Source organism: Methanoculleus sp. UBA374, assembly GCA_002508705.1.
Lineage (GTDB): Archaea > Halobacteriota > Methanomicrobia > Methanomicrobiales > Methanoculleaceae > Methanoculleus > Methanoculleus palmolei.
Map to the genome: position 1 here is coordinate 122,051 of DAYL01000033.1, position 21,577 is coordinate 143,627.

The window sequence follows — 21,577 nt, forward strand, 5'->3', positions numbered from 1 at the left end:
AATGACCGGAAATGAGATGAAATCAACCGGATACTTCTCCTTCAGGGAGTTGGGGCTCATCGCTCTGCTCTCTATACTTGCCGTTTTCAGCGGTACGTATGCGCCGGTATATCTCCTGCCCGGTGGTAGCATTTCCGGGTTCGTCCACCAGTTCCTGATATTGCCCGGCCCGGGAGCGGGTGTGTTCGTCTTCGGGAGCATCCTGTGCTTCTGGCTAGTGCTCGGCCTTCTCCTCGTGAGAAAACCGGGAACTGCAGTGGTCATGTCGCTGCTGATTGTCGCCATCGACCTCCTCATTGGAACGCAGGCTATCAGCATCCACGCAATCGACGTGATAGTACTCGTCGCTGTGATCATCGAGGTACTGATCAGGCTCCCCCTCAAGGACACTCCACTGAAATATGTGACCCCCGCGTTGCTGGCCGTGTTTGGTGCGACAACCCTGCTCCTTTTCCTTGCCGGACAGGCCAAGATGGGAGAGAACGGTGCGCCGGCCACCTCGTTTCCACTCGGTTACGTCGTTATCTCGCTCATTGCTCTCTGTTACGCAGTGATCTGTTATCGCCACCCGGCAAAGTATCTGGCTGCATCCGCCATTGCCAACATGTACTACCTCCTTCACTTCTGGCTGTTCTGGGGCAGTTCATTCGCAGGAAGATTCCCTGTAACTCTGGACATCGTTCCGGTACTGTTCTGCGTCGCCGCAGTCGGCGGAGTGCTATCTGCATCCGGTGCATATGCAATCGATCTTCTCGTGAAGGTGTACAGCAAAACAGAGGATAGCCCGGTGCATGGTCAATGAGGAATATTTATCTTTTTGTAAAAGTTATGCATATTTATGAAACTAAAGGAGGTGAACTCGCGTGTGCATACCCGTAATTCTTCCTGAAGCGGCGATCGGCCTTGCGGCGGCCCACATCCTGGGTGTCGGACTGATTGCAGGAATCGTGGTGATAAACTCCAATGGTGTAAGGAGGGCAATGGGTGCTCTTCTGGGCATCTGGGAAGATCCAAGAACGGAGCCGGATATCGTCCATGCCACGAAGGCACCGTAAGATACAGTATGTCAGTTTATGACTATGCAGTACCTCCGATCCTGCAGCTGGAACCCACGACGGCCTGCAACCTTAATTGTCCGTTCTGTTTGCGCAGTTCCCTGAATCGATCGGAGGAATTCATCTCTTTTGAGGTGTTCCGAAAGATCATCGATGCCTCGAAGAGTCGGTTCCTAACACTCCATGGGTGGGGGGAGCCGCTCCTGCATGCAGATCTTCCTGAGATGATCTCCTACGCTTCCGGAAAGAAAATGTCTGTGAATTTTACTACGAATGCGACGTTGTTGCCCGGAAGAACAGACGAACTCCTGAACGCCGGACTTGATGCGATCGCTTTTAGTTTTCCCGATTCACATATGTTTAGGCCGATTATCGAGAAAAATGTCAGCAGATTTATTCGGGAGCGATCCGCCAGAAACCAGAAATCCCCGAAGACGTACCTGAACATTGCCCTTATAGAGGGTAATGCGGGTTGTATCGAGGAGGGGCTTGGTCTTGCCCGCGCGACCGGAGTTGATGCCGTGAACTTCGAACGCTCCTTTCCGTGGAATGACGGCCAGACGAAATCGGAAAAAGACCTTTTTGCCTATATTAAAACTGCCGCAAAAAAAACCGGGTGCAGGGTGACCTTGCCGGTGGTTCACTCCCGGCCCTGCCCCCTCTTCAGGCTAACCCTTTTTGTCAGATGGAACGGGGATGTTGCTCCTTGTTGCTACCGTGCCGATCTTTCGCTCGGGAACCTGCTGGTGGATAACCTGGCAACGATCCTGAAGAACAGGAGGGCATTTCTGAAGAAAATGAACCTTGACCCGGTATGCCGCACGTGCCGGGTGTAACGTTTGTTCCTGCATGCGGTGACGTACATCCGGATTAAAACTGTTCACTCCCCGGCGGCGGGGAGATGCCGGGCTTTACCGGAGAATGAGGTGCGGGGAACCGGCCCCTGCCCGCACTCTGCCACGCTTCACTGAGCCTGCATTTTCAGGGCTGTTCTTTCTGCAGGTTCTTCCTTATCTTTTTGAAGCCATGACGGGACGCTTGCAACCTCAGTAGATCCTTCTACCCTGCAACGATCCTGGGATTCAGCAGGGAATATGCCTGTTCTAAAACGAAGTACTGGGAGAAGAGGTCTGACTCTTGTGGGGCGATAGACGGATTTTCACCGTCGGGATAGCCGGGTATGCGCACTCACCGGGCGGAGACGACGACCCGGACCAGGCGTAACGTCACCCCGGGTACGTCGCCCTCGAAGGAGAGCATCGCTGTGCCCTCTTCAGAGGGGATGTAGTTGATATTGGTGTAGGTCTCGTTCATCTCCTGCAGCCTCCTGTTGCACTTCTCCAGCAGTGGTGCGTTCAGCGGGACCGGAAGAGTCGTGTTGATCGCGATCTCCAGCGTGGAATCGGCGAGGGTGATCGGTATCTCCTCTACCGACGCATCCAGAGAAAGCGTCGCCACACCGCTCCCGCTCGTGAAGGCGTGCTCCCCGGCTTCGAACGTCACGAGCGTTATCCGGACGGCGGTGCAGGCGCCCCCCCGTGTGCCCTCGGGCTCGATATCGATGAGCGAGGCGGCGAAACTCGAGTTCTCTGCTAACACCCTGCTGACTTCATCCATATCCGCGTACTCGAGCGGCGTCCGGAGCCCCCCCGCCCCGGTGACGTTGGTGTAGCCGTACTGCCAGGTATACCCCTGGTCGCGCCAGAAGTTGCCGTTCGGGGTGTAGGAGAAGTTCACAAGGCTGCAATTGTAGGGAGGCTTCCCGTCCAGGGTCACGTTGGCAAGCGTGCCTCCCGGGTCCACCCGGAGCGTCCCCGCCGACCTGACCGGGTCGAGGCCCGTCTCGCCCCCGCCGAGGGGGATGCGTTTTGAGAGTTGCAGGTCCCGTTTGAGCGCCGCGGCGGTGGTCATGTCCGACCCGAACCCGAGGAACGACTCCTCGACCGCGTGCAGGTGCTCCACCTCCGCCTGCTGCTTGAACGAGGGAACGACGACGGCGTTGTAGGCCGAGAGGAACGTCACCAGGACGACGAGGAGGAGCATCGCCGCGACGACCGGTGCGACGGCGCGTTCGTCCATTCACTTCACCTCCCCGCTGAAGATGACCGCCCGCGGCGTGACGAGGCGAACCTGCTTGTCGCCGTCCTGGTATGGCACGGTGATGCTGCTCCCGATATCGAAGACCTGCTTCTCCGGCGGCGAGAGGGTGAAATTGCCGAGGGGATACGTCCGGGTCGAGTTGGTGTCCGCGACGATGACCTCGAGGTCTTTCGCCTGGACCCAGTCGCCGCCCTTATGGTAGAGCGTGATGTTATTATCCGTCGTGTTGGTGGTCATCATGACGTTGACCGTCGGCGCCCGCTCGGTGGGAAGGAAGTTCCCGAGCGATGCGGCGAAGACGGCGACGAGGAGGAGCACGAGGGAGATCATGAGCATCTCCCCGACGACTTCGGATACTGCTTCGTCCTTCATACCCCACCCCCTCCGATGAAGACAATGAAGACCACGACCGTTGCGATGAGGAAGACGATGGTGTGCTTGAACCCGGACAGGATGCTGTTTGCGCTGAGCTGACCTGCCATGATGCCGGAACTTGCTCCGAGGACGATGGCGATGTGGAACATATCGGCCACGTTCCCGGCGATATCCAGGGAAACGTTGAACGCCGTGAAACTCGCCACGAACCGGGTGTTGAGTTCGAGGGCGGTGTAGAGGTAGACGCCGAAGGAGAGGTAGACGACGGCAACGTAGGTGAAGGCCGAGTTGAATCGCTCCCTCTTCATCTTGAGGTAGTGCTCGAAGTCGCTGATGGCGACCATGAGGGTCTCCCTGAGGTGATCGGTGATCTCGCTCGCCTTCACCACGAGCGATATCGCGCGTTTCACCGAGACAAGCCCGATCCGCTCTTCCATCCGGACGAGGGCGTTGCCGATGCTGACGCCCCGCCGGATCTCCTCGGAGGTGATCTGCAGTTCCGAGCTCAGGAGCCCGAGTTTCGTGTTCGCGATCCGGTGAATCGCCGCCTGGAGCGTCATCCCGATATCTTTCATATCGGCGAGTTCCCGCAGGAACTCCGGCATCTGGCGCTCGACGTTGCTGACGTACCACCGCCTCCCCTCGTAGGCGATCATCACGGGGAAGAAGGAGACGCAGACGATGATGCAGAGGCCGACTTCCAGGGTGTACATCGGGAACCATTCGTCGAAGTAGCCGAGCAGAAGAAGAGCGGTAGCACCGCCGCCGCAGAGCATCGCGAGCACAAGACTCCAGTCGTAATTCGAGATGTAGCGGCGGAACGGCTGCTTCAACGCCTTCGTCATTCTGAGGGCGCGGTTCCGTGCCTTTAAGGCCTTGATCAGCCGCGGGTCGACCTCTCCTCCCGGTTCCGGGACGTCGAGGTGCTCGCGGTCCCCGCGCTCCTGCCGGCTGATCTGGAGGTTTTCCGCGGGGAGGAGGGTATACAGGATCCCGATCATCATCATCGCCCCGGCAGGGATGCCGAGGGTGATCAGCGGCATCCAGCCCGCGAGATCGCTCTGGCCGGCGAGATTCTGCGAGAGGATCATGATCATGATGACGATCGGGCCCGCCACGAACGCCGTGACGTAGACTTCGGCCATGATCTCGATGGTCTGGAGCGCCATCTCCTGTTCGCGCTCCGCGACATCCCTGAAGAACCCTGAGCGTGCCGCAAGGAACTCGGTGATGTCTCCTCCGCTGTCGGAGAGGAGGGCGAGGTCGTTGAAAAAGTCGGCGAGGTTCGACGACGGGGTGGTGCGCTGGAGGTTCTTCATCGCCGTATTCAGGTCTTCTCCGAAGAACTCCACGTCGCGCACGATCATGCCGAACTCTTTTGAGACCTCTCCGAAGAGGTCCATCTCCTCGTAGACCTTCCGGATGACCTCGTAAAGGGTCATGGTGGTGGAGAGGGCTTCCATGTAGGTGATTGCATAGGGGAGGTCGAGGTCGATCTTCGTCTTCCTCCCCTGTGCGACGAGAATGGGGTAGCAGTAGAAGGCGCCGGAGATCCCTATCGTCAGGAGGAGGAAGAGGATGATCTTTGTGACGGCATCGGGAACGACGGAGAAGAGAAGGATTCTGTACCCTGCGTAGGTCAGGTAGGCGATGCCCGCGAGGTACACGGCTGCCGCACCGACGACAGCGAGGACGGTCCACCGCAAGTAGTCGCGGTACGGGACGGGGATGTGCGCCATACGTAGCGCCGTTCGGAGCTGGTTTCCGTCCGGCAGGAGCATGTTACCCGGGGTTTGCATTTCTCTCCCCTCCAAATGCGGCCATCCGTTGGATCAGGTCGTCCACGTCGGTACATCCGTCTGCGCGCATCCGCGCGAGAAAATCCGTGCGACGCGCAAGTTCCTTCTCCAGTTCGTCGGCGGACCATCCGCGGCTTCTGGCGATATCGTCGAGGACCCGCGACCTGCTTGCTTCCCGGCAGAACCGGTCGGCGAGGGGGTCCCAGCGGTAGAGGCAGTCGTGGACGATCTCCCTCCCCCGCTCGACCCGGATCTCGTGGAGCGAGTCGCAGCGTCTGGCGGTTCCGCCGTCCAGGTAGTGGAGGGACTGGATGACCATCAGGTCCAGTGCCCCGAGCATCGCGACCGGCACATTGATCGGGTCGCTCACCAGGCGGTTGATCGCCTCGTCGATGCTGCCGGCATGGAGGGTCGAGAACGTCGTATGCCCGGTGTTCATCGCCTGGAAGAGCGTCTGGGCCTCGCGTCCGCGGACCTCTCCGACGATGATGAACTCGGGACGCTGGCGGAGCGCCGCTTTAAGGAGGGCGAACATATCGACGTCTCCTTTTGAGCCCCTGACGTTGATCTCGCGGGTCTGGGTCGGCAGCCAGTTCTCGTGCGGGAGCTGGATCTCGCGGGTATCTTCGATGGAGACGATCTTCGCGTGGTGGGGTATGAAGAACGAGATCGCGTTCATCGTCGAGGTCTTGCCGCTCGCCGTCCCGCCGACGACGATCATGCTCTTGCGGTTCTCGACGGCAAGCCAGATGCACGCGAGCACCTCCGGGCTGTAGGTCCCGTACTCGATGAGGGATACGGGGGTCATCGGGTCTTTGCGGAATTTCCGGACGGTGAACGAGCTTCCTCTGGTGGAGACGATGTCGGAGAATGTCAGCTGGATACGGGAGCCGTCGGGGAGCGATGCATCGACGAGCGGCGTCGTGAGCGAGATCTGACGATCTGCCTTCTGGGCGATCTTGAGAACGAACCGGTTCAGTTCGTCACCCACAAAACTGATGTTCGTCGGCATGCTCTCGTAGAGCCGGTGGTAGACGTAGACCGGGATGCCGGCGCCGTTGCAGCTGATGTCTTCGAGGTAGTCGTCGTGCATCAGGGGATCGATCCTGCCGAAACCCTGGAAGTTGCGTCTCAGGTAGTAGTAGAGAACCTTGATTCGGTCTTCGGTCAATCCGGATGCGAACCGCCGCAGGATCGGCACCACGTCGTCGTAAGCAAGGTCGATCTCGTTCTTTTCCCGGGGTGAGTCAAAGAGGAAGACGTCGCGTATGTAGTCGTTGGCCTCGTTGAGGAGGATGTACTCCGAAGGTTCCAGCGTGGGCTCGAAGACCTCGTATCTCAGGCCTGAACTTTTGTCCCTGGTGACGACGGCGTACGAGAACCCCGGGTCCAGCCAGTAGGTCTTGACCGTGCCGTTGCCGACGGCGGGGAGGGTCGGGCTGCCGGGGGCAGATGAGACGCACGTGTGGTCCCGCCGTATCCTGATGCGTGCAGCCAGTGTTTCAAGACTTTTGGGTATCCTGAACGGAGACCTCGTGGTTGAGGGGGTCTCGCCTTCCCCGTTCGTCTTACTTTTGTTCTGGCGCCGCAACACTTCAAGCCCCTGTCTATGTATTATAATTTACTTTACCTATTTGTTAATCATTTGTTTTCGTGTGGCCCCCGGTACCTTCTCCGGTGCGACGACAACGGCGGTTCGGTTCGCACGACTGCCGTGCAGGCATGCTCCCGACTAGAAGGATGCGTTTTCTGATCTTATTGATCAATTGTAATATTTATTATATAAATTATGCCTGATCGTAATACTTGTGCCGATTCATCGGAGAGCCTAAATGATGGGGTCCGGATGAGGTAGGGCCGTGCAGGTGATATCCTCTGCGGTGAATGCCGTTCTGCTGGTCACCGTGGGCGTCGTCGTCGCGAACATCCTCGCGGAGACGGGGATCTTTTCCCGGCTTTCGTCGTTCACCGGGCCGCTCTGTCGGGTCTCCGGCCTCTCCGACGCGTGCGTCCTCTCGATCGTCGCGATGGGGGTCAACGCCACGGCGGGAAAGTCGATGCTCGCCGAGTACTACCGCGACGGGAAGGTGGCGGAGCGGGAGGTGATCCCGGTCCTCATCATGGGTGCGTTCCCGGTGGTGCTCGGGGAGTCGCTCTTCCGCGTCCAGCTCCCCACGGCCCTGGTCCTCCTCGGCCCGGTTGTCGGGGGGATCTACACCGGGCTGAACCTCTTCTCAAGCGGCATCCAGGCGCTTTTTGCTCTCCTCTACAGCCGCCGGTTCCTCGCGGGCCCTGGCCGCGCGCCGGTCCCGGTCTCTCCCGCATCCGCGGCCGCTCTTGCGCTCAACCGGGAGGTCGTGCTTGCCGGGTGCAGGAAGGCGGTCCCGACGCTCCGGCGGGTCGCCCCCATCACCTTGGCCGCGCTGATTGCTTTTGCCCTTCTCTCCGCAACGGGGGTCATGGACGGCGTCGCCGCTGCGTTCGATCCGCTCCTCCGGGCCGCCGGCCTCCCGGGAGAGAGCGCCGCGGCGCTCGTGGCCCAGTTCATCCACTTCTCGGCGGGGTATGCGATCGTTGCGTCCTTGCTCGGCGGCGGCATTCTCACGCTTGAGACGGCGCTTGTGACGCTCGTCCTCGGGAGCATGGTGGTCGTCACCCTGATCTACGTCAAGTACTCCGTGCCGCTCTACCTCTCGCTCTTCGGCCGGTTCGGCGTCCGGGTCTCGCTCGTCACCTACGCGGCGAGCATGGCCGCGAAGGTGATCACGGTCGCGCTGGTGATGGTTGTGTTCTGAGGGGCCGGGTGCCGGGGGATGCTCGCGGGGTGTGCCGTCCTTCGTCGGAGAGCAGGGGTGCAAGAACGATCCCGGGAAACCCGGCAACTCGCATGCGAAAGGCGGTACCTATTTAGCGCTACATCGAACTCTTCTGTCTCATCAGCCTCACATAGCGACGGACGGTGTTTCTGAAGAAACCGGGAGGCCGCCCTTCAGGCGCGTCCGGCGTTCATCGGCCGTGAAGGCCAAAAAAGAGAAATAAGTGGTGCTTCGCCCCGATTACGGCTCGATCTTCACCTTGGTCTTGGCGAATACCTTCCCGTTCTGGTCCGAGAGCTCCACCCAGAAAGAGTTGCCCTGATTGGCCGTGCTGTTCAGACGATAAGCCGAACCCGCTCCGGGCTGCAGGAAAGAGTATTCATGGTACGGCGGCAGAATATAATGCCGCTCCCCGACCTTGAACGACTTCACGCCGGTGTAGCCCTCTGGCCGGAGCCAGTAACTTCCATTCAGAGGGCTTCCGGTCAGACCGGTAGTGTCCTTGTCGCTGATTGTTGACTTGTTCACCACCCAGACCATGTGTTCGGAGTTTCCGAACGAGTCCGACAGGCGGACCATCACCGTCGTACTGAAGGTGCTGATGTCGTCCGGGCCCTGGTTCTCGATCCACATGCCTCCGGTCTGGCTGTAGCCGGCATCGATCACCACGTTCGGGGCCTTATCGCTGGCCCCGGTGATCCCAGCAAAGGCGGAGACGACCGCGGCGATAATGATCGTCACGACGAGCATCAGCATCACGCCGACGACCGGCGAGACCGCTTCTTCATGTCTTTGCTTGCATGACATGACTTATCCCTCCTCCACCACGACGTCTTTGTCGAAGATCACTTTCTGGGACGGGACGTGGATGAGCTTGACGTTCACGACGCCCCCGGGCCGGAGCTCATACCAGTCCGGGCCAAGGATGGCCATCATGGCATCGACGCCGGACTCACCCGGCCCCAACCCATAACTCCCGGTCGAATACTGATATCTGGTGTCCGGAGAGACGCCGTATCCGCCCGTGCTCGTACCCCAACCGGCAGCCGTGTTATGCAGCCGTGTCCCGGCCATGAGGGTGTAGTTTCCGTAGTGCTGGTCAGTGTGATAATTCCCCGAATACGCGGTCTGGTTCACTCCGGGCCCGAACCCGAGCGGGGAGTTATAACTATAAGTTGAGTATGCAGTATTCGGTACTGTTGAGGGGCCCGTGACGACCGTCGACAACGAGGTTCCGTTGCTCCGGGTCCACGTCGTCACCAGTTTGAGGTCCTTCGTGGGAATCGGCTGGTCGGTGGCTACGCAGAGCAGGTCGAAGGTGCTCGTCCCCCAAGCCCCGGAGTTGGCGATCCGGGCCTCGAAGGAGGCTGCCGGCGCCTTCTCCTGGGTGCTCGCGAGCCCCCCGGCGAAACCCGAGACGACCGCGGCGATGATGATCGTCACGACGAGCATCAGCATCACGCCGATGACCGGCGAGACCGCTTCATCGTTCTTTTTTCTCACATTAGTCATTGTTTATCCCTCCCTCAACTCGTCGCCACCGTGAATTCCGGCACTGGAATCTGTCCGGAGCTGATGAGCTTCCTGCTGTTCTTGTCAATCAGGTCGTAGGTGAGCACGTCGCCCTGTTTGATCGGGAACGGGTAGGCTCCGCCCTGCTGGTGCCAGCTGATGTACTGACTCCCAGTCTTCGCGCCGTAATCGGCGTGGAGCACAAACCGGTCGCCAGGTGCGATGACGATATTCTCCCGGTCTGAGTACTTCTCGAGATACTTGTTCCAGTCTTTGCTCCATCCGGGGATCAGCGATTTATCTCCGATCGTCCCAAAGTTGCCCTGCGACGTGACCAGGTCCGGCCCATCCTGCGGCGTGAGCGCCCGCGAGATCAGCGAACTCACCTGCGGCTCGCTCAGTTTGCCGAGACGCAGTTCGACCATGTCGAGGTTGAGCGGGTCCCCGCCCTTGTGCTCGAAGGTCACGTAAATGTCGGCAGCGGCACCGGTTCCCTGGTCTGGCTGCGCAATGCCCTGACCAAATGTACTGGTTGCGTCGGTGTCAATGACGCCTTTCACGACGAATTCGGTGGGAACGACGGAGGCCTGGGGCGCCTTCTGGACGTCACCGGTCATGCCCCCGGCAAACGCGGAGACGACTGCGGCGATGATGATCGTCACGACGAGCATCAGCATCACGCCGATGACCGGCGAGACCGCTTCATCTTTGGTTAGTAGGTGTTTCATCCCTTTTCACCCCTGCAGCGTGATGGTCCTGTCCAGGATGTACTTCCCGCTCGGCACGTGGAGCAACTTGATCTCCAGCTTGCTGTTCGTCTGGACGCTCTCCGTCAATGCCGCGATTCCGGCATCATACGCCACATCATCCCTCGGATACGGATCGGCGATGAGACCGACGAAGTTCGCAGTATACCCGTTGTGGTAGGTCCGCGCGACATCCCCGGGTAACCAGACAGCCTCTCCGAACCAGGCAGGATTTGCCACCTCTTGACCGGTCTCATTGAATCCGACAATGGTCCAGTTGGAGGAGCCAGAGGGTATGGTGGCATTGTTCTCCGGGTTGCAGGGATACGCGTACTTCTGCGGGTCCGTCAGGTGCGGGCCGCGCGAGTAGAAGTACACACCGCCGGGACCCGTACCTCCGGCCGCCAGTGGCGACGTGGGCGTCTGCACATGCTTGATCACGGTCCCGTTCGGGAGCGTCAGGAAAGTGATGAACTGGCACTCCTTTGTGCGGATCGGGTCGCCCCCCTGGTGCTCGAACGAGATGTCAAAGTTATCGCCGACGTATCCGGTCTTCACCGCGATGCTTGCCTGCGGGGTCTTCTCCTGGGTGCCCGCGAGCTCCCCGGCGAAACCCGAGACAACCGCGGCGATAATGATGGTGACGACGAGCATCAGCATCACTCCTATCACCGGCGAAACGGCATCTTCGGCTACATGCTGTTCTTTCATGTTTTCAACTCCCTTCATTTTTTTAAGATCTGGTAATACAGATCGATCGATCAATAACATTAAGTAGCATATTAATGTTGTTATTTAACAAAAGTTTCCGGAGTACTGCTCCGGGGAAGGGGGTGATCCAGAACCTCCTGTATCCGCTCCGGGATGTTCCGGTGCGGCAGTCGCCGAAAAGGGTTTACGCAGTACAGGCTGACGTCTCCCTCTCCAGGGGAGAAACCGGGTTCACATCACCGGGAATTTTCTAAAGGGGTCGTCCCTAAACACCTCTGCCGGGAGGGGGACACCCACTCAAAACTCTTCGAGTTTCTCCCGCTCCTGCCCTTCGGCCAGTCGTTCCTTGAAGACTTTTGATCTTCTCGAACTCCAGACCCGCACCTTCGGTACTCCTGCTCCGTTCCGTTAGAATGCCGCACCCTTCAGTCCATCGCCCTTCGCGCCTATCGGTGCTCCCGCTCACTGCATTCACGGCTTGAAACGCTTCGAGTTTCTCAAGTTCCCTTTGGTCGCTCTCCCCGGTCCCAGAGTCAAAGAACCCCGGTTTTCCCAGTATCCGTGTGTCCTCGGGAGCAAAGCTCAAGCACTGCTGGAAAATTTGTGCCTATATCGCCTCCCCTATGCCGTGATGGGCAGAACGTCTCGGCCGTCGATCTGCCAGCCTCACAGCGCCCCGGAGCCAAGGGTAATTTCCGAACATAGATAGGCAGGGACGTGTACGATATCAGTATGACCCCGTGCGCTTCAGGCACCGTGGGAGGAACATTCCATGGACCTTCATTCTGATAAATTCTTTCAGGAACGCCTCTCCGGGGAAGTAACTTTATGGCTCCCCACCGCCGTCGTCGTTGCCGCCGCTGTAGCCCAGGCAGGATTCGTTGGCCTCTTCATCTCTTCCATCAACCGGCTCATTCCTTACCAGGGTCTCCTGGACCCGGCCATGCCGGTGGTGCCGATCTCATGCCTCATCACCGAGTGCGTCATCTGGGTGCTTCTGGCCGCTTACTTCTGGATCTTTTCACCGGGACCTGCCGGAAGCCCCCGGCAGGGATTCTTCAGGAAGGCTCTCGCCGTCTCGGGGTACGGGAGGGTTCCGGTGGTTGCAGGCTACATCATCCTCTCGGTCCTCTTCGCAGTTGTCTGGCCTATGGCCGGGATCGCTCCTCCCTCCGGGGAAAAATACTCCGAGTACGTGGATGCCGAGGCCGATATGAGGGCGTACCTGGACCCGCAGAACTCATCTGAGATGCAGAAGGCTCACGAGTTGCTGCCGCATGTAATATCGCTGCAACGTGAGGCGCGGGAAGAGGCGCTCGCCGGCTACAATCAGGTCATCGATCAAGTGAAGCAAAGCACGATCATGATTGCGTTCTTTGCCGTTGCAAAAGGGCTGCTGGTAATCTTTATACTCTGGGGCGGGGCGATCATGGCGTTCGGCCTGAAGCAGGCCGCAGGGATCTCCATGAAGGCCGCGGCGATCCTGATGGCGGTTCCCGTGGGCCTGCAGATCCTGCTGCTCGTCATGAGCGGACAGATGCCGTAGAACCGAAAGGATCGAAAGTCGCGGTAGGAGGATCGACACGGTCCCTCGACGAGAGGATGGATAGTTGACTGCTCTCTTCTCTCCCCCATGGTCGCGGAGAGTATCTGCGGTCGCCGATAGTAATACTTATTATTTATTTTATAGTATATCGTATTCCTTTTTTGGGAATTCAGGAGTTTTGAATATGGCGGACAGGAGTAGGGGGTGGCAGGGGTTGCCGTGCAGGTGATCTCTTCCGCAATAAACGCCGTTTTGCTGGTCACCGTGGGCATTGTCGTCGCGAACATCCTCGCGGAGACAGGGGTCTTTTCCCGTCTTTCGTCGTTCACTGGGCCGCTCTGCAGGATCTCCGGCCTCTCCGACGCGTGCGTCCTCTCGATCGTCGCGATGGGGGTCAACGCCACGGCAGGAAAGTCGATGCTCGCCGAGTACTACCGCGACGGGAAGGTGGCGGAGCGGGAGGTGATCCCGGTCCTCATCATGGGTGCGTTCCCGGTGGTGCTCGGGGAGTCGCTCTTCCGCGTCCAGCTCCCCACGGCCCTGGTCCTCCTCGGCCCGGTTGTCGGGGGGATCTACACCGGGCTGAACCTCTTCTCAAGCGGCATCCAGGCGCTTTTTGCCCTCCTCTACAGCCGCCGGTTCCTCGCAGGTCCCGGCCGCGCGCCGTCTTCCGTCCCGCCGCCGGCACCCGCGGCCGCTCTTGCGCTCAACCGCGGGGTCGTGCTTGCCGGGTGCAGGAAGGCGGTCCCGACGCTCCGTCGGGTCGTCCCCATCACCCTGGCCGCGCTGGTCGCGTTCTCCCTTCTCTCCGCAACGGGGGTCATGGACGGCGTCGCCGCTGCGTTCGACCCGCTCCTCCGGGCCGCCGGCCTCCCGGGAGAGAGTGCTGCGGCGCTCGTGGCCCAGTTCATTCATTTCTCGGCAGGGTATGCGATCGTTGCGTCCCTGCTCGGCGGCGGTGTTCTCACGCTTGAGACGGCGCTTGTCACGCTCGTCCTCGGGAGCATGGTGGTCGTCACCCTGATCTACGTCAAGTACTCCGTGCCGCTCTACCTCTCGCTCTTCGGCCGGTTCGGCGTCCGGGTCTCGCTCGTCACCTACGCGGCGAGCATGGCCGCGAAGGTGATCACGGTCGCGCTGGTGTTTCTTCTATTCTAGGAACCGCCGAGAGCGATGTTTCAGGAAAACCGCAATAATTTAAAAAAAAAAGGTGTTCAGTCTCTCCTCACCAGGAAGAAGAGGAGTCCCAGCGCCAGGAGTGCCGCCCACACCGGGAGCGGGGTGGGCCGGGGCGTCGCCTGGGTCTCGTCGGCCGGTGGAGCCGTGGTTTCCGCGGTTTCCGTCCCGATCGGTGTCTCGGTCTCGTCGGGCTCCGGTGTCGGGGAACCGACATCGGGGGTCGTGCCGGCCGCTGTGATCGCAAAGAGACCGAACCCGCCGGTGTTCGCAGTAAAGACTGCCTTGCCGTTCTCTTCGTCGAGCACCCCAACCGGGATCTCCTGCCACCGGGTACCGGTGTTCCGGAAGAGCGCGACCTCTCCTGCGGTGCAACCGTGTTCCGCGAGCCAGGTGTTCGGCACGGCGAACCGGAACTGGATGCCGCTGAAATCCTCTACCGCTGCCTTATAGAGGGTCGCCTCGACATACTGGTAGACGGTGCCCGCCGGGAGTTCGGCGGTCCGTGGGAGCGAGCCCTTCGCCATGGTCACCATGACGTCGTTGACCGCGCTGTTCGCGGTCAGTGTGATCGCCGAGACGGCGGTCCTGTCCACCGTGAGGGTGACGCTCTCTCCGGGCTTGAGGGTGCTCGCCGCACTGACCGCCGTCGAGGAGCTGCCGCCGCCTCCGGATGCGGGGGACTGCGTTGTCTGCGGTGTCGCCGAGACCGTCGCCAGCCCGAAGAGCGAGAGGCCGTTTGGTGATGCGGCTTCAAAGACCATGTTTCCACCGGCATCGGTGCCGACGAGCCTTGTTGCGAGGACTTCTTTCGTGCCGTCCTCGGCGGACCGGATGATCCGGATCGCGTCCACGCCGCCGTGGGCTTCGACCCACGCGGGGCTGACCGTCATCCGGATCGTGGCACCGGCGATGTCCTGGCCGTTCTCAAGGCTCGTTCTCAGGATGTTCATTGTGTAGGCGACGTCGCCGAGGTCCAGCCCGTCGGTGCCGGCAGCGAGCTGGAAGGCACTCCGGGCATCGGGGGAGATCTCCTGCGAGATGGTCGTCGTGAGGCCGGCTCCGTCGGGAAGGCCGGTCAGGTCCACCGATACGGAGGCGCTGACCGCGCCGACCGACCCGAGTTCCGTGACGACCGGCTGCGTATCAAGCCGGATTGTTGCTATTGTCCCGGTGATCGTGCCGTCCTCGACCGTGGGGGTATCTTCCGTCTCGATGATCAGGGTGTAGGCCGCCTGCTGGACGGTGACGGTGTTGCCCGTCACCCTGGCGCCGGTTTCGGAGGTGTTGATGCTGACCTGCGTGCTGCCGCCGCTGCCGGGGGTCACCGTGCATCCGGGGACGTCGAGGGAGAGGTCTTTCCTCTGTTCGCCCTGCAGCAGGGTCACGGAGATGTATCCCGTCTTCATCGTGCTGTTGCTCCCGTCGGCATTCGTGACCGTCTGGGTGACCGTGTAGGTCCCTGCGGTCAGGTAGGCGTGGACCGGGTTCTGGTCGGGCGACGTCCCTCCGTCACCGAAGTCCCAGGCCCACGCGGTTGCGTTTCCTGTGGAGGCATCGGTGAACCGGACCACAAGCGGCGCATCGCCGCTCGTCACGTCGGCGCTGAAGTCGGCCACCGGCATCACCATGACCCTCTCGAGGTCGAGGTGGCAGGACACGGTCTCCCCCGCCGTGACGGTCAGGATCTCCTCTGCCGTCTGGTAGCCGTCCAGTTCCACGCGGACGGTGTGATCGCCGGGCGGGACGTTCGTCAGGGTGGCGTTCGTCATCTCACCGGTCTCGGTGCCGTCGAGGAAGATCCTGGCGCCGTCGGGAATCGAGGTGACGGCGATGCTCCCCGTCGGGGGGACAAGACCGAAGTGGACCGGTGCGGTCTCGCCGTGTTCGACCGTGACGTTTGCCGCCGCGTCCGCATACCCGGCTATCTTCACGGTGACGGTATGCTCTCCGGCGGGGATGTCGGTGAGGGTAGCGTCGGTCGTCCGGCCGGTCTCGATGCCGTCGATCCAGATCGTTGCGCCGGTAGGCGTCGAGGTGACGGCGATGCTCCCGGTGGCCTCGATGAGGGTGAGGTGGAGGGTGGCGGTCTCGTTCTCTGTGATGGTTACTCCGGCCACGGCGTCGACGTAGCCGCCCTTCTTGAGGGTGACGTTGTGATTGCCGACGCCGACCCCGTCGATGGTGGCGTTGGTGACCTCACCCATATCCTCCCCGTCGATGAAGATCGCGGCGCCGTCGGGCGTCGAGGTGACTTCAAGGCAGCCGATTCGGTCGGTCAGGGCGAGGTCGACCTCAGACATCTCGCCTTCGGCGACCGTGACCGGCGTCGAGGCGTTGGCGTAGCCGTCGAGTTTCAGGGTGACGACGTGGTCGCCGGCCGGGACGTTTGTCAGCGTGGTGTCGGTCACCTGCCCGGTGTCTTCCCCGTCGAGCCAGACCGCCGCACCGGCGGGGGTCGAGGTGACGAAGATGCTGCCGGGAGGAGCCGGGTACTCGAGGATCAGGATGGCGGTGGCGGCGTACATGTTGTCGCCGTTCGAGCCGGGATCGTAACTCTGGAGGCGTGCCTCGTTCGCGCCGTCCAGAACCGCATCGGTCACGTTGTAGGCGGAGAACCCGAGTTGCGGGCCTGTCTGGTAGTCTATCCAGAACCCGGGATACTCCCGGTCGTTGAAGAAGAACTTACTCTTTTCGGCGTCGCCGGCCGAGAAAAGGACGGCAATCGCCCGGGCGTTCAGGAGGTCGGTGGTATCGACGCTCGGGAAGGATGCATACGCCGTTGCTTCGTCGGACGTGGCCGAATAGGAGGCGCGGGCGTAGAGCATGTCAAATTCGTCGTTGATCTGGATGGTCTTCTCGGTCTCCGAGGCGTCTTCGTACACGACGACGAGGTAGGCGCCGTAGAGACCGTAATCGTTCCCTTCTTCGGGGATGAGGGTCATGCTGTTGCCGGCGGGATCGAATTGATCGGTTACGTCATAGACGTACAGCCCGTAGGGGTAGCTGTACGACCCGAAGTTCTTGACATCCCGGTAGGTCGCCGCGGGCGTGACCGTATTGCCGTTGAACGAGAGCGTGAATGCCGGATCGCCTCCCATCTTGTTGTAGGTGTAGCCCTGGTAGAGCCGGGCGCTCACGATCGTGGCGTTTTCGGGGATCGGGAGATCGGTAACGGTCCAGTTCCCGGTCCGCTCGGTCCACGACGCCCCGTTGTAGGCGGTGTCCCCGGCCGAGTAGACGACGCCATACCGCCCCGAGAAGGACGCCTGTGTCGTCAGATCGTCGCCGCCGGTCCAGCGTTTGCCGCGGTAGCCGTTATCGACGACGGTTTTCTCGATGCTGAGCCGGTTATTCTCTTCGTTCGCTTCGGTCACGGCGTTTTCCGGGTCGGCGACGACGGTGATCGTCACGTTGTCGCCCGCCTCGCGCACGGTCTCGTCGGTCCAGGTGACGGTGGTGTTTGCCCCGGCGGCGAGGCCGTCGACGGCGACCGTGCCGGTGACCTCGCTGACGTTGAACCCGACGGAGAACGTGCCCGCGTCGCCGGTCCCGATGTTGGTGATCGTCGCCGTGTAGGTGTTGCCGGAGGCGGAGAAGACCTCGTTGCTGTTCGACGCGAGGGTCGAGACTGTGAGGTCGGGGCCGTCCCCACCGGGGGGAGTGCTGGCCGTGATGTAGTTGGTCTTCAGTTCGGAATCGCTGCCGTGGTCGTTGCTGACCGTGAAGTTAACCGAGTAGGTCCCGGCCTCCGTATAGGTGTGGACCGGGTTCTGCTGGTCGCTGGTCGCGTTGTCCCCGAAGTCCCAGGCCCAGGAGGTCGGCGAACCGGTGGAGGTGTCGTTGAACTGCACCGCAAGCGGTGCCTCACCGGAGGTCACATTCGTCTCGAAGTCAGCGACCGGAGCGCCCCCGCCGCCGGCGGGGTATTTCACGGCAAGCGTTGCGAGCGTGGTCTTGTACGAGTATGCTCCGCTGTCCAGCACGTAGGTGAAATTGCTGTCGCTGCCGGCGGTCAGGTTGTTCCTGACGTCCCAGGTGTTCGTTCCAAAGTAACCAGATGGGGTTGTACCCGTATAGGCGGCGCCGTTGAACGTGTACAGGGCGTCCTTGGAAGAGAGCATGACGTTTTGGAGGGTTGCATCCGTCCAGCCGGCGGCGAGTCCGCCGGTGGCGAAGGTCGAGGTCACCCCGCCTGCGCCGCTTGCCTGGTAGTCGTGCCCGTCGTTCACCCAGTAGTGCACTTCGTCGCCGTCGCCGTCGTTGTAAGCGACCACGAGGGCGAGCTCTTTGATGCGGCCGTCGAAGTTCGAGGCCACCGGGGTTGAGACGACCTCTGCTTTCGGGTTCTGCGAACCGATGAGATCGGTCACATCGTACCAGAGCAGGTAGTCCGAATACTGGCGGTTTACATGATCGTTGACCGGGTAGACGGTGGCCGTGTTGTCCGCGGCCGTGTCAAGGGTCTCGGTGCCGAGCGTGTCGTATGTTCCGTCGCCGTCGCCGTCGAACCTGACGGTCGCGGTTCCTGCCCGGCTATCCGTACCTGCAGCGTATACGACCGTATACAGCCGTGCCCACTGGACATCGGTGTAGGCTGGGAGGGTGAACGTCTGGTTGAGCGTGTTCGTTGTCTCCGAGGTCCCGGAGCCGAATCCTCCGCCCGCTCCCACGTAAAGATCTCCGGAGACCGTGCCGCTCTGAACCGTGGCGAGGCGTTTCGCCCCTGCGGAGGACGAGATGTACTGGGTCTCTGTTGCGGTGTCGTTTCCGTCGGCGTTGCTCACGGTGAGCCGGATGTCGTAGGCTCCCGTTTCAAAGGTGTAGGTTGCGTTTCGGTCGGTGGAGAATTCAGTCCAGGTGTCATCGGTTCCGGACGGCCGCGATTCCCACGACCACGCGGTGGGGGAGTTGGCCGAGGCGTCGGTGAAGGTGACGGAGAGCGGTGCCAGCCCGGTCAGCGGGGTTGCGGTGAATGCTGCAACGGGCGCCTCTCCTCCCGGTGAGCCGCCGCCGGTGACCGTGATGTAACCGGTCTTGACTTCGGGGTCGTTGCCGGCGGCGTTCGCGACCGTGAGGTTCACCGTATAGGTGCCGGCGGCGGTGTAGGTCCAGACCGGGTGCTGCTCGGTCGAATCGACAACCCCGTCGTCCTCAAAGTCCCAAGCCCAGGAGGTCGGCGAGCCGGTCGAGGTGTCGTTGAACTGCACCGCAAGCGGCGCCTCACCGGCGGTCACATTCGCCGTGAAGTTCGCGGTCGGGACGGCGGTATCGTCGGCATACTCCACCACGAGGAAGGTCAGCCCGGCGACCATCGTCGGCGATTTCCAGGTTTCGTCTCCCTGGATCGCCGCCTCGTTCCCGGTCGCGTTCAGGTGCGTCGTCACCTCGCGCTCGTCCACGGCCACCTGCGAGTTGTCGGAGGCACCGACCGTCCGCGGGCCGAAGTTCCAGACCCCCGCCCCGACCTGTTCGCCGTTGAAGTAGAGGTTGCCCTCGCCGTCGTTGCCCCACGGGACGAACGTCGTCAGGTTCGCGCGGACGACGTCCTCCTTCTCGATGGTCATGCCGGAGAACGGCACGTACGCCGTTGCCTCGGTCATATTCGTGCCGTAGTTCTGTGGATCGGCGCCGAGGATATCGAACTCCTCATTGACGAAGATCTGCTTCCTGGCGGCGGAATCGTCCTCGTAGATCACGGCGAGGGTGAACCCGGCCGGCGAGATCTTGGCGCCGGCATCCGTTCGCGTGAAGAGCGCCGTGTTGTTGGCGCCGGCTTCGTAGAGATCGGTCACGTTGTAGGTTATCAGGCCGTAGACGTGATCGCCGTACATCCCGAAGTTCGATGCGTCGTGGTACCAATCCACGTAGGGAACCCGGACGCCGTTGAAGTCGATCGAGACGTTGTCGGGCGCCTGATTGGAGTTATCCCAGCAGTAGGGCACGTAGAGCCAGGCGTCGTGGACCGTCGCACCCGCCGGGAGTGAGAGGTTGCCTGCCGTCCAGGTCACGGTGTAATTCGTCCAGCCCCCCGTACCGAAACTCCCGGACATATACTGGCTGTCGCCGAAGGAGTGGACGATGTCGCCGCGGATGTCGTAGGTCCGCGCTGTGGTGACGTTGCTGCCGCCATCCCAGTACGTCTTGCCCTTATAGCCGTTGTAAAGAACACTCTTATCGGCGAACCCGAGTTTGAAGTTGTTGGTCTCGTCCGTCTCGGGGATGAGGTTGTCGGGGTCCACGGCGGCGGAGTACCTCACCGTGCCGCCCTGGAGGTCGCGGATCGTGGGGTCGAGAATGTTCGTCACGGCGATCTGTGACCCTGCCGGGATCGTCTCGATGGTGGTCGTGTTGACCGCGACGGTGCCGTTGGCGACGTCGCTTGCATACACGGCGACCACGACGTTGGTCGCGTCGTCCTCCCCGTTGTTCCAGATGTTCCGGACCACGACAGGGTTGGGTTCCCGCGCAAAGACCGCGGAGCCGAGTGCCGGGTTTACGACACCGGCGATGGTGAGATCGACCTGGGCGGCCGGACCGACCGTCACCTGTGCGGTCCCGTTCACGCCCTCCGCGGCGGCGGTGACGGTCGTCGTCCCCTCGGCGAGCGTGGTGAAGAACCCGGTCTCGTTCACCGTGCCGACGGTCTCGTTGCTGCTCGACCAGTCGAAGGAGACGCCGGAGATCTCGCTCCCGGCCGAATCCTTCGCGGTAGCGTTGAACTGTCGCGTCCCGCCGATCGCCAGGTTCACCGTTTCGGGAGATACCTCAATGGTTGTCAGGGCGGGTGTGGCGCCTGTGGTCACCATGGCCGACCCGTTCACGCCCTCCGCGGCGGCGGTAACGGTCGTCGTCCCCGCCGCAAGAGCGGTGAAGTATCCAGTCTGGTTCACCGTGCCGACGGTCTCGTTACTGCTCGACCAGTCGAACGTGACGTCGATCATCTCGATGCCGTCCTGGTCCTTCGCAGTGGCGGTGAACTGTTGCGTTCCGCCGACCGCCAGGTTCGTCATCGCAGGGGAAACCTCGATCACAGTCAGGACTGGCGCGACGCTCCCGGTGGAGTAGGTTACGTTCAGGTAGGGTCGTAGTGCGGAGTCGGAATACTCACGGCTTCTCAGCTGGGATCTCTGCTCCGTGAGGGGTGTGGATTCGTCAGGAAACACGAGCAGCCACCCGTAATTCGGGGTGCCCTGCACGTAAGCCTGTACGTCCTGCGTGACGTCCCAGCCGATCCAGACATTCGCTGTTGGACCAGGGTCGATTACGCTGGTTGGCTGCGTATTGTTGGAAGGCGCATTGTTCCATGTGACATCTGTCTCGGTCCACTCTCCGGTCACGCGGTATGCGGCGACCTCTCTGTCGCCCATCCTGCTGGATATATATCCGTGGAGTGTCGCCGACTCGATCGTTGCACCCTCGGGGATCGAGGAGAGGTCGAAGTGGATAAGGCTCCTGTAGAGTGCTCCAGTCGAAGTTCCCCAGGGATCGCCGGATTGTCGAATAAAAAGACTCGTGGAGGTACCATAGTTTGTCTCTCCAACCGCGCCACCCCATCGGATGTACGTGTCGGCGTCTGCCTGGTACGTCTCGGTGGTCGTCGCCGCCGCTACGGGTGCGGCGAGTGCTGTCATGCATAGCAGTGTGGCTATGCAAAGAATCAGAAATGTTCGTTGCATCGTTTTCAGCTCCTTTTGTGTTTCATCTTGCCCGGCAGCATCGGTATTCCGGCCCGGTGGCT

General features: G+C 61.2%; 15 protein-coding genes. 6 read left to right on the forward strand and 9 right to left on the reverse strand.

What is annotated here, in order from left to right; all coding sequences use genetic code 11:
• Window position 1 precedes the first annotated feature (1 nt).
• The 3 genes from BRA42_RS12215 (at window position 2) to BRA42_RS12225 (ending at window position 1,891) form a co-directional block, all read left to right on the forward strand.
• A complete protein-coding gene (locus BRA42_RS12215) occupies window positions 2–802 on the forward strand; it encodes a hypothetical protein (protein ID WP_342770299.1) in 801 nt (266 codons plus the stop codon).
• A gap of 61 nt (window positions 803–863) precedes the next feature.
• Window positions 864–1,055, forward strand: a complete 192-nt coding sequence (locus tag BRA42_RS12220; RefSeq protein WP_342771150.1) for a hypothetical protein — start codon at window positions 864–866, stop codon at window positions 1,053–1,055.
• Between the two features lie 8 nt (window positions 1,056–1,063).
• Entirely contained in the window at window positions 1,064–1,891 is an 828-nt protein-coding gene (locus tag BRA42_RS12225; RefSeq protein ID WP_342771151.1) for a radical SAM protein, read from the forward strand.
• A gap of 352 nt (window positions 1,892–2,243) precedes the next feature.
• On the opposite strand, the gene BRA42_RS12230 is transcribed toward BRA42_RS12225, so the two are convergent.
• Genes BRA42_RS12230 through BRA42_RS12245 form a run of 4 tightly spaced genes read right to left on the reverse strand, consistent with a single transcriptional unit; the run spans window position 2,244 to window position 6,923 of the window.
• The gene (locus tag BRA42_RS12230) at window positions 2,244–3,134 is read right to left on the reverse strand and encodes a hypothetical protein (RefSeq protein WP_342771152.1); all 891 of its coding nucleotides are present in this window, start codon (window positions 3,132–3,134) and stop codon (window positions 2,244–2,246) included.
• Window positions 3,135–3,527: a type IV pilin N-terminal domain-containing protein gene (locus tag BRA42_RS12235; RefSeq protein ID WP_342771153.1), complete on the reverse strand. Its 393-nt coding sequence runs from the start codon at window positions 3,525–3,527 to the stop codon at window positions 3,135–3,137.
• Complete coding sequence (locus BRA42_RS12240) at window positions 3,524–5,329, reverse strand: type II secretion system F family protein (protein ID WP_342771154.1); 1,806 nt, start codon at window positions 5,327–5,329, stop codon at window positions 3,524–3,526. The genes BRA42_RS12235 and BRA42_RS12240 overlap by 4 nt, the downstream gene beginning before the upstream one ends.
• Window positions 5,313–6,923, reverse strand: a complete 1,611-nt coding sequence (locus BRA42_RS12245; protein ID WP_342771155.1) for a type II/IV secretion system ATPase subunit — start codon at window positions 6,921–6,923, stop codon at window positions 5,313–5,315. The genes BRA42_RS12240 and BRA42_RS12245 overlap by 17 nt, the downstream gene beginning before the upstream one ends.
• A 265-nt stretch (window positions 6,924–7,188) precedes the next feature.
• On the opposite strand from BRA42_RS12245, the gene BRA42_RS12250 reads away from it, so the two are divergent.
• Complete coding sequence (locus tag BRA42_RS12250) at window positions 7,189–8,124, forward strand: nucleoside recognition domain-containing protein (protein ID WP_342771156.1); 936 nt, start codon at window positions 7,189–7,191, stop codon at window positions 8,122–8,124.
• A 261-nt stretch (window positions 8,125–8,385) separates the two neighbouring features.
• Here BRA42_RS12250 and BRA42_RS12255 read toward each other — a convergent pair whose 3' ends face one another.
• The 4 genes from BRA42_RS12255 to BRA42_RS12270 are packed head-to-tail and all read right to left on the reverse strand — an operon-like array spanning window position 8,386 to window position 11,114.
• A complete protein-coding gene (locus BRA42_RS12255; protein ID WP_292409581.1) occupies window positions 8,386–8,952 on the reverse strand; it encodes a type IV pilin N-terminal domain-containing protein in 567 nt (188 codons plus the stop codon).
• A 3-nt stretch (window positions 8,953–8,955) separates the two neighbouring features.
• On the reverse strand, window positions 8,956–9,657 hold the full coding sequence (locus tag BRA42_RS12260; protein WP_292409580.1) for a type IV pilin N-terminal domain-containing protein: 702 nt from the start codon (window positions 9,655–9,657) through the stop codon (window positions 8,956–8,958).
• Between the two features lie 14 nt (window positions 9,658–9,671).
• Window positions 9,672–10,385, reverse strand: coding sequence for a type IV pilin N-terminal domain-containing protein (locus tag BRA42_RS12265; RefSeq protein WP_292409578.1), 714 nt, complete (start codon window positions 10,383–10,385; stop codon window positions 9,672–9,674).
• Between the two features lie 6 nt (window positions 10,386–10,391).
• Complete coding sequence (locus tag BRA42_RS12270; RefSeq protein ID WP_292409576.1) at window positions 10,392–11,114, reverse strand: type IV pilin N-terminal domain-containing protein; 723 nt, start codon at window positions 11,112–11,114, stop codon at window positions 10,392–10,394.
• Window positions 11,115–11,886: 772 nt separating this feature from the next.
• On the opposite strand from BRA42_RS12270, the gene BRA42_RS12275 reads away from it, so the two are divergent.
• Together BRA42_RS12275 and BRA42_RS12280 are read left to right on the forward strand one after the other, a co-directional pair.
• Entirely contained in the window at window positions 11,887–12,660 is a 774-nt protein-coding gene (locus BRA42_RS12275) for a YIP1 family protein (protein ID WP_292409574.1), read from the forward strand.
• A 204-nt stretch (window positions 12,661–12,864) separates the two neighbouring features.
• Window positions 12,865–13,818, forward strand: coding sequence for a nucleoside recognition domain-containing protein (locus tag BRA42_RS12280; protein ID WP_342771157.1), 954 nt, complete (start codon window positions 12,865–12,867; stop codon window positions 13,816–13,818).
• Window positions 13,819–13,874: 56 nt separating this feature from the next.
• Here the strand turns inward: BRA42_RS12280 and BRA42_RS12285 are convergent, their stop codons facing one another.
• The gene (locus tag BRA42_RS12285; RefSeq protein WP_342771158.1) at window positions 13,875–21,470 is read right to left on the reverse strand and encodes a DUF3344 domain-containing protein; all 7,596 of its coding nucleotides are present in this window, start codon (window positions 21,468–21,470) and stop codon (window positions 13,875–13,877) included.
• Window positions 21,471–21,577: the final 107 nt, after the last annotated feature.

Coding starts and splice junctions, on each gene's coding strand:
- BRA42_RS12215 (WP_342770299.1), top strand. CDS start 2: ATGACCGGAAATGAGATGAAATCAACCGGATACTTCTCCTTCAGGGAG.
- BRA42_RS12225 (WP_342771151.1), top strand. CDS start 1,064: ATGTCAGTTTATGACTATGCAGTACCTCCGATCCTGCAGCTGGAACCC.
- BRA42_RS12230 (WP_342771152.1), bottom strand. CDS start 3,134: ATGGACGAACGCGCCGTCGCACCGGTCGTCGCGGCGATGCTCCTCCTC.
- BRA42_RS12235 (WP_342771153.1), bottom strand. CDS start 3,527: ATGAAGGACGAAGCAGTATCCGAAGTCGTCGGGGAGATGCTCATGATC.
- BRA42_RS12240 (WP_342771154.1), bottom strand. CDS start 5,329: ATGCAAACCCCGGGTAACATGCTCCTGCCGGACGGAAACCAGCTCCGA.
- BRA42_RS12255 (WP_292409581.1), bottom strand. CDS start 8,952: ATGTCATGCAAGCAAAGACATGAAGAAGCGGTCTCGCCGGTCGTCGGC.
- BRA42_RS12260 (WP_292409580.1), bottom strand. CDS start 9,657: ATGACTAATGTGAGAAAAAAGAACGATGAAGCGGTCTCGCCGGTCATC.
- BRA42_RS12265 (WP_292409578.1), bottom strand. CDS start 10,385: ATGAAACACCTACTAACCAAAGATGAAGCGGTCTCGCCGGTCATCGGC.
- BRA42_RS12270 (WP_292409576.1), bottom strand. CDS start 11,114: ATGAAAGAACAGCATGTAGCCGAAGATGCCGTTTCGCCGGTGATAGGA.
- BRA42_RS12275 (WP_292409574.1), top strand. CDS start 11,887: ATGGACCTTCATTCTGATAAATTCTTTCAGGAACGCCTCTCCGGGGAA.
- BRA42_RS12285 (WP_342771158.1), bottom strand. CDS start 21,470: ATGACAGCACTCGCCGCACCCGTAGCGGCGGCGACGACCACCGAGACG.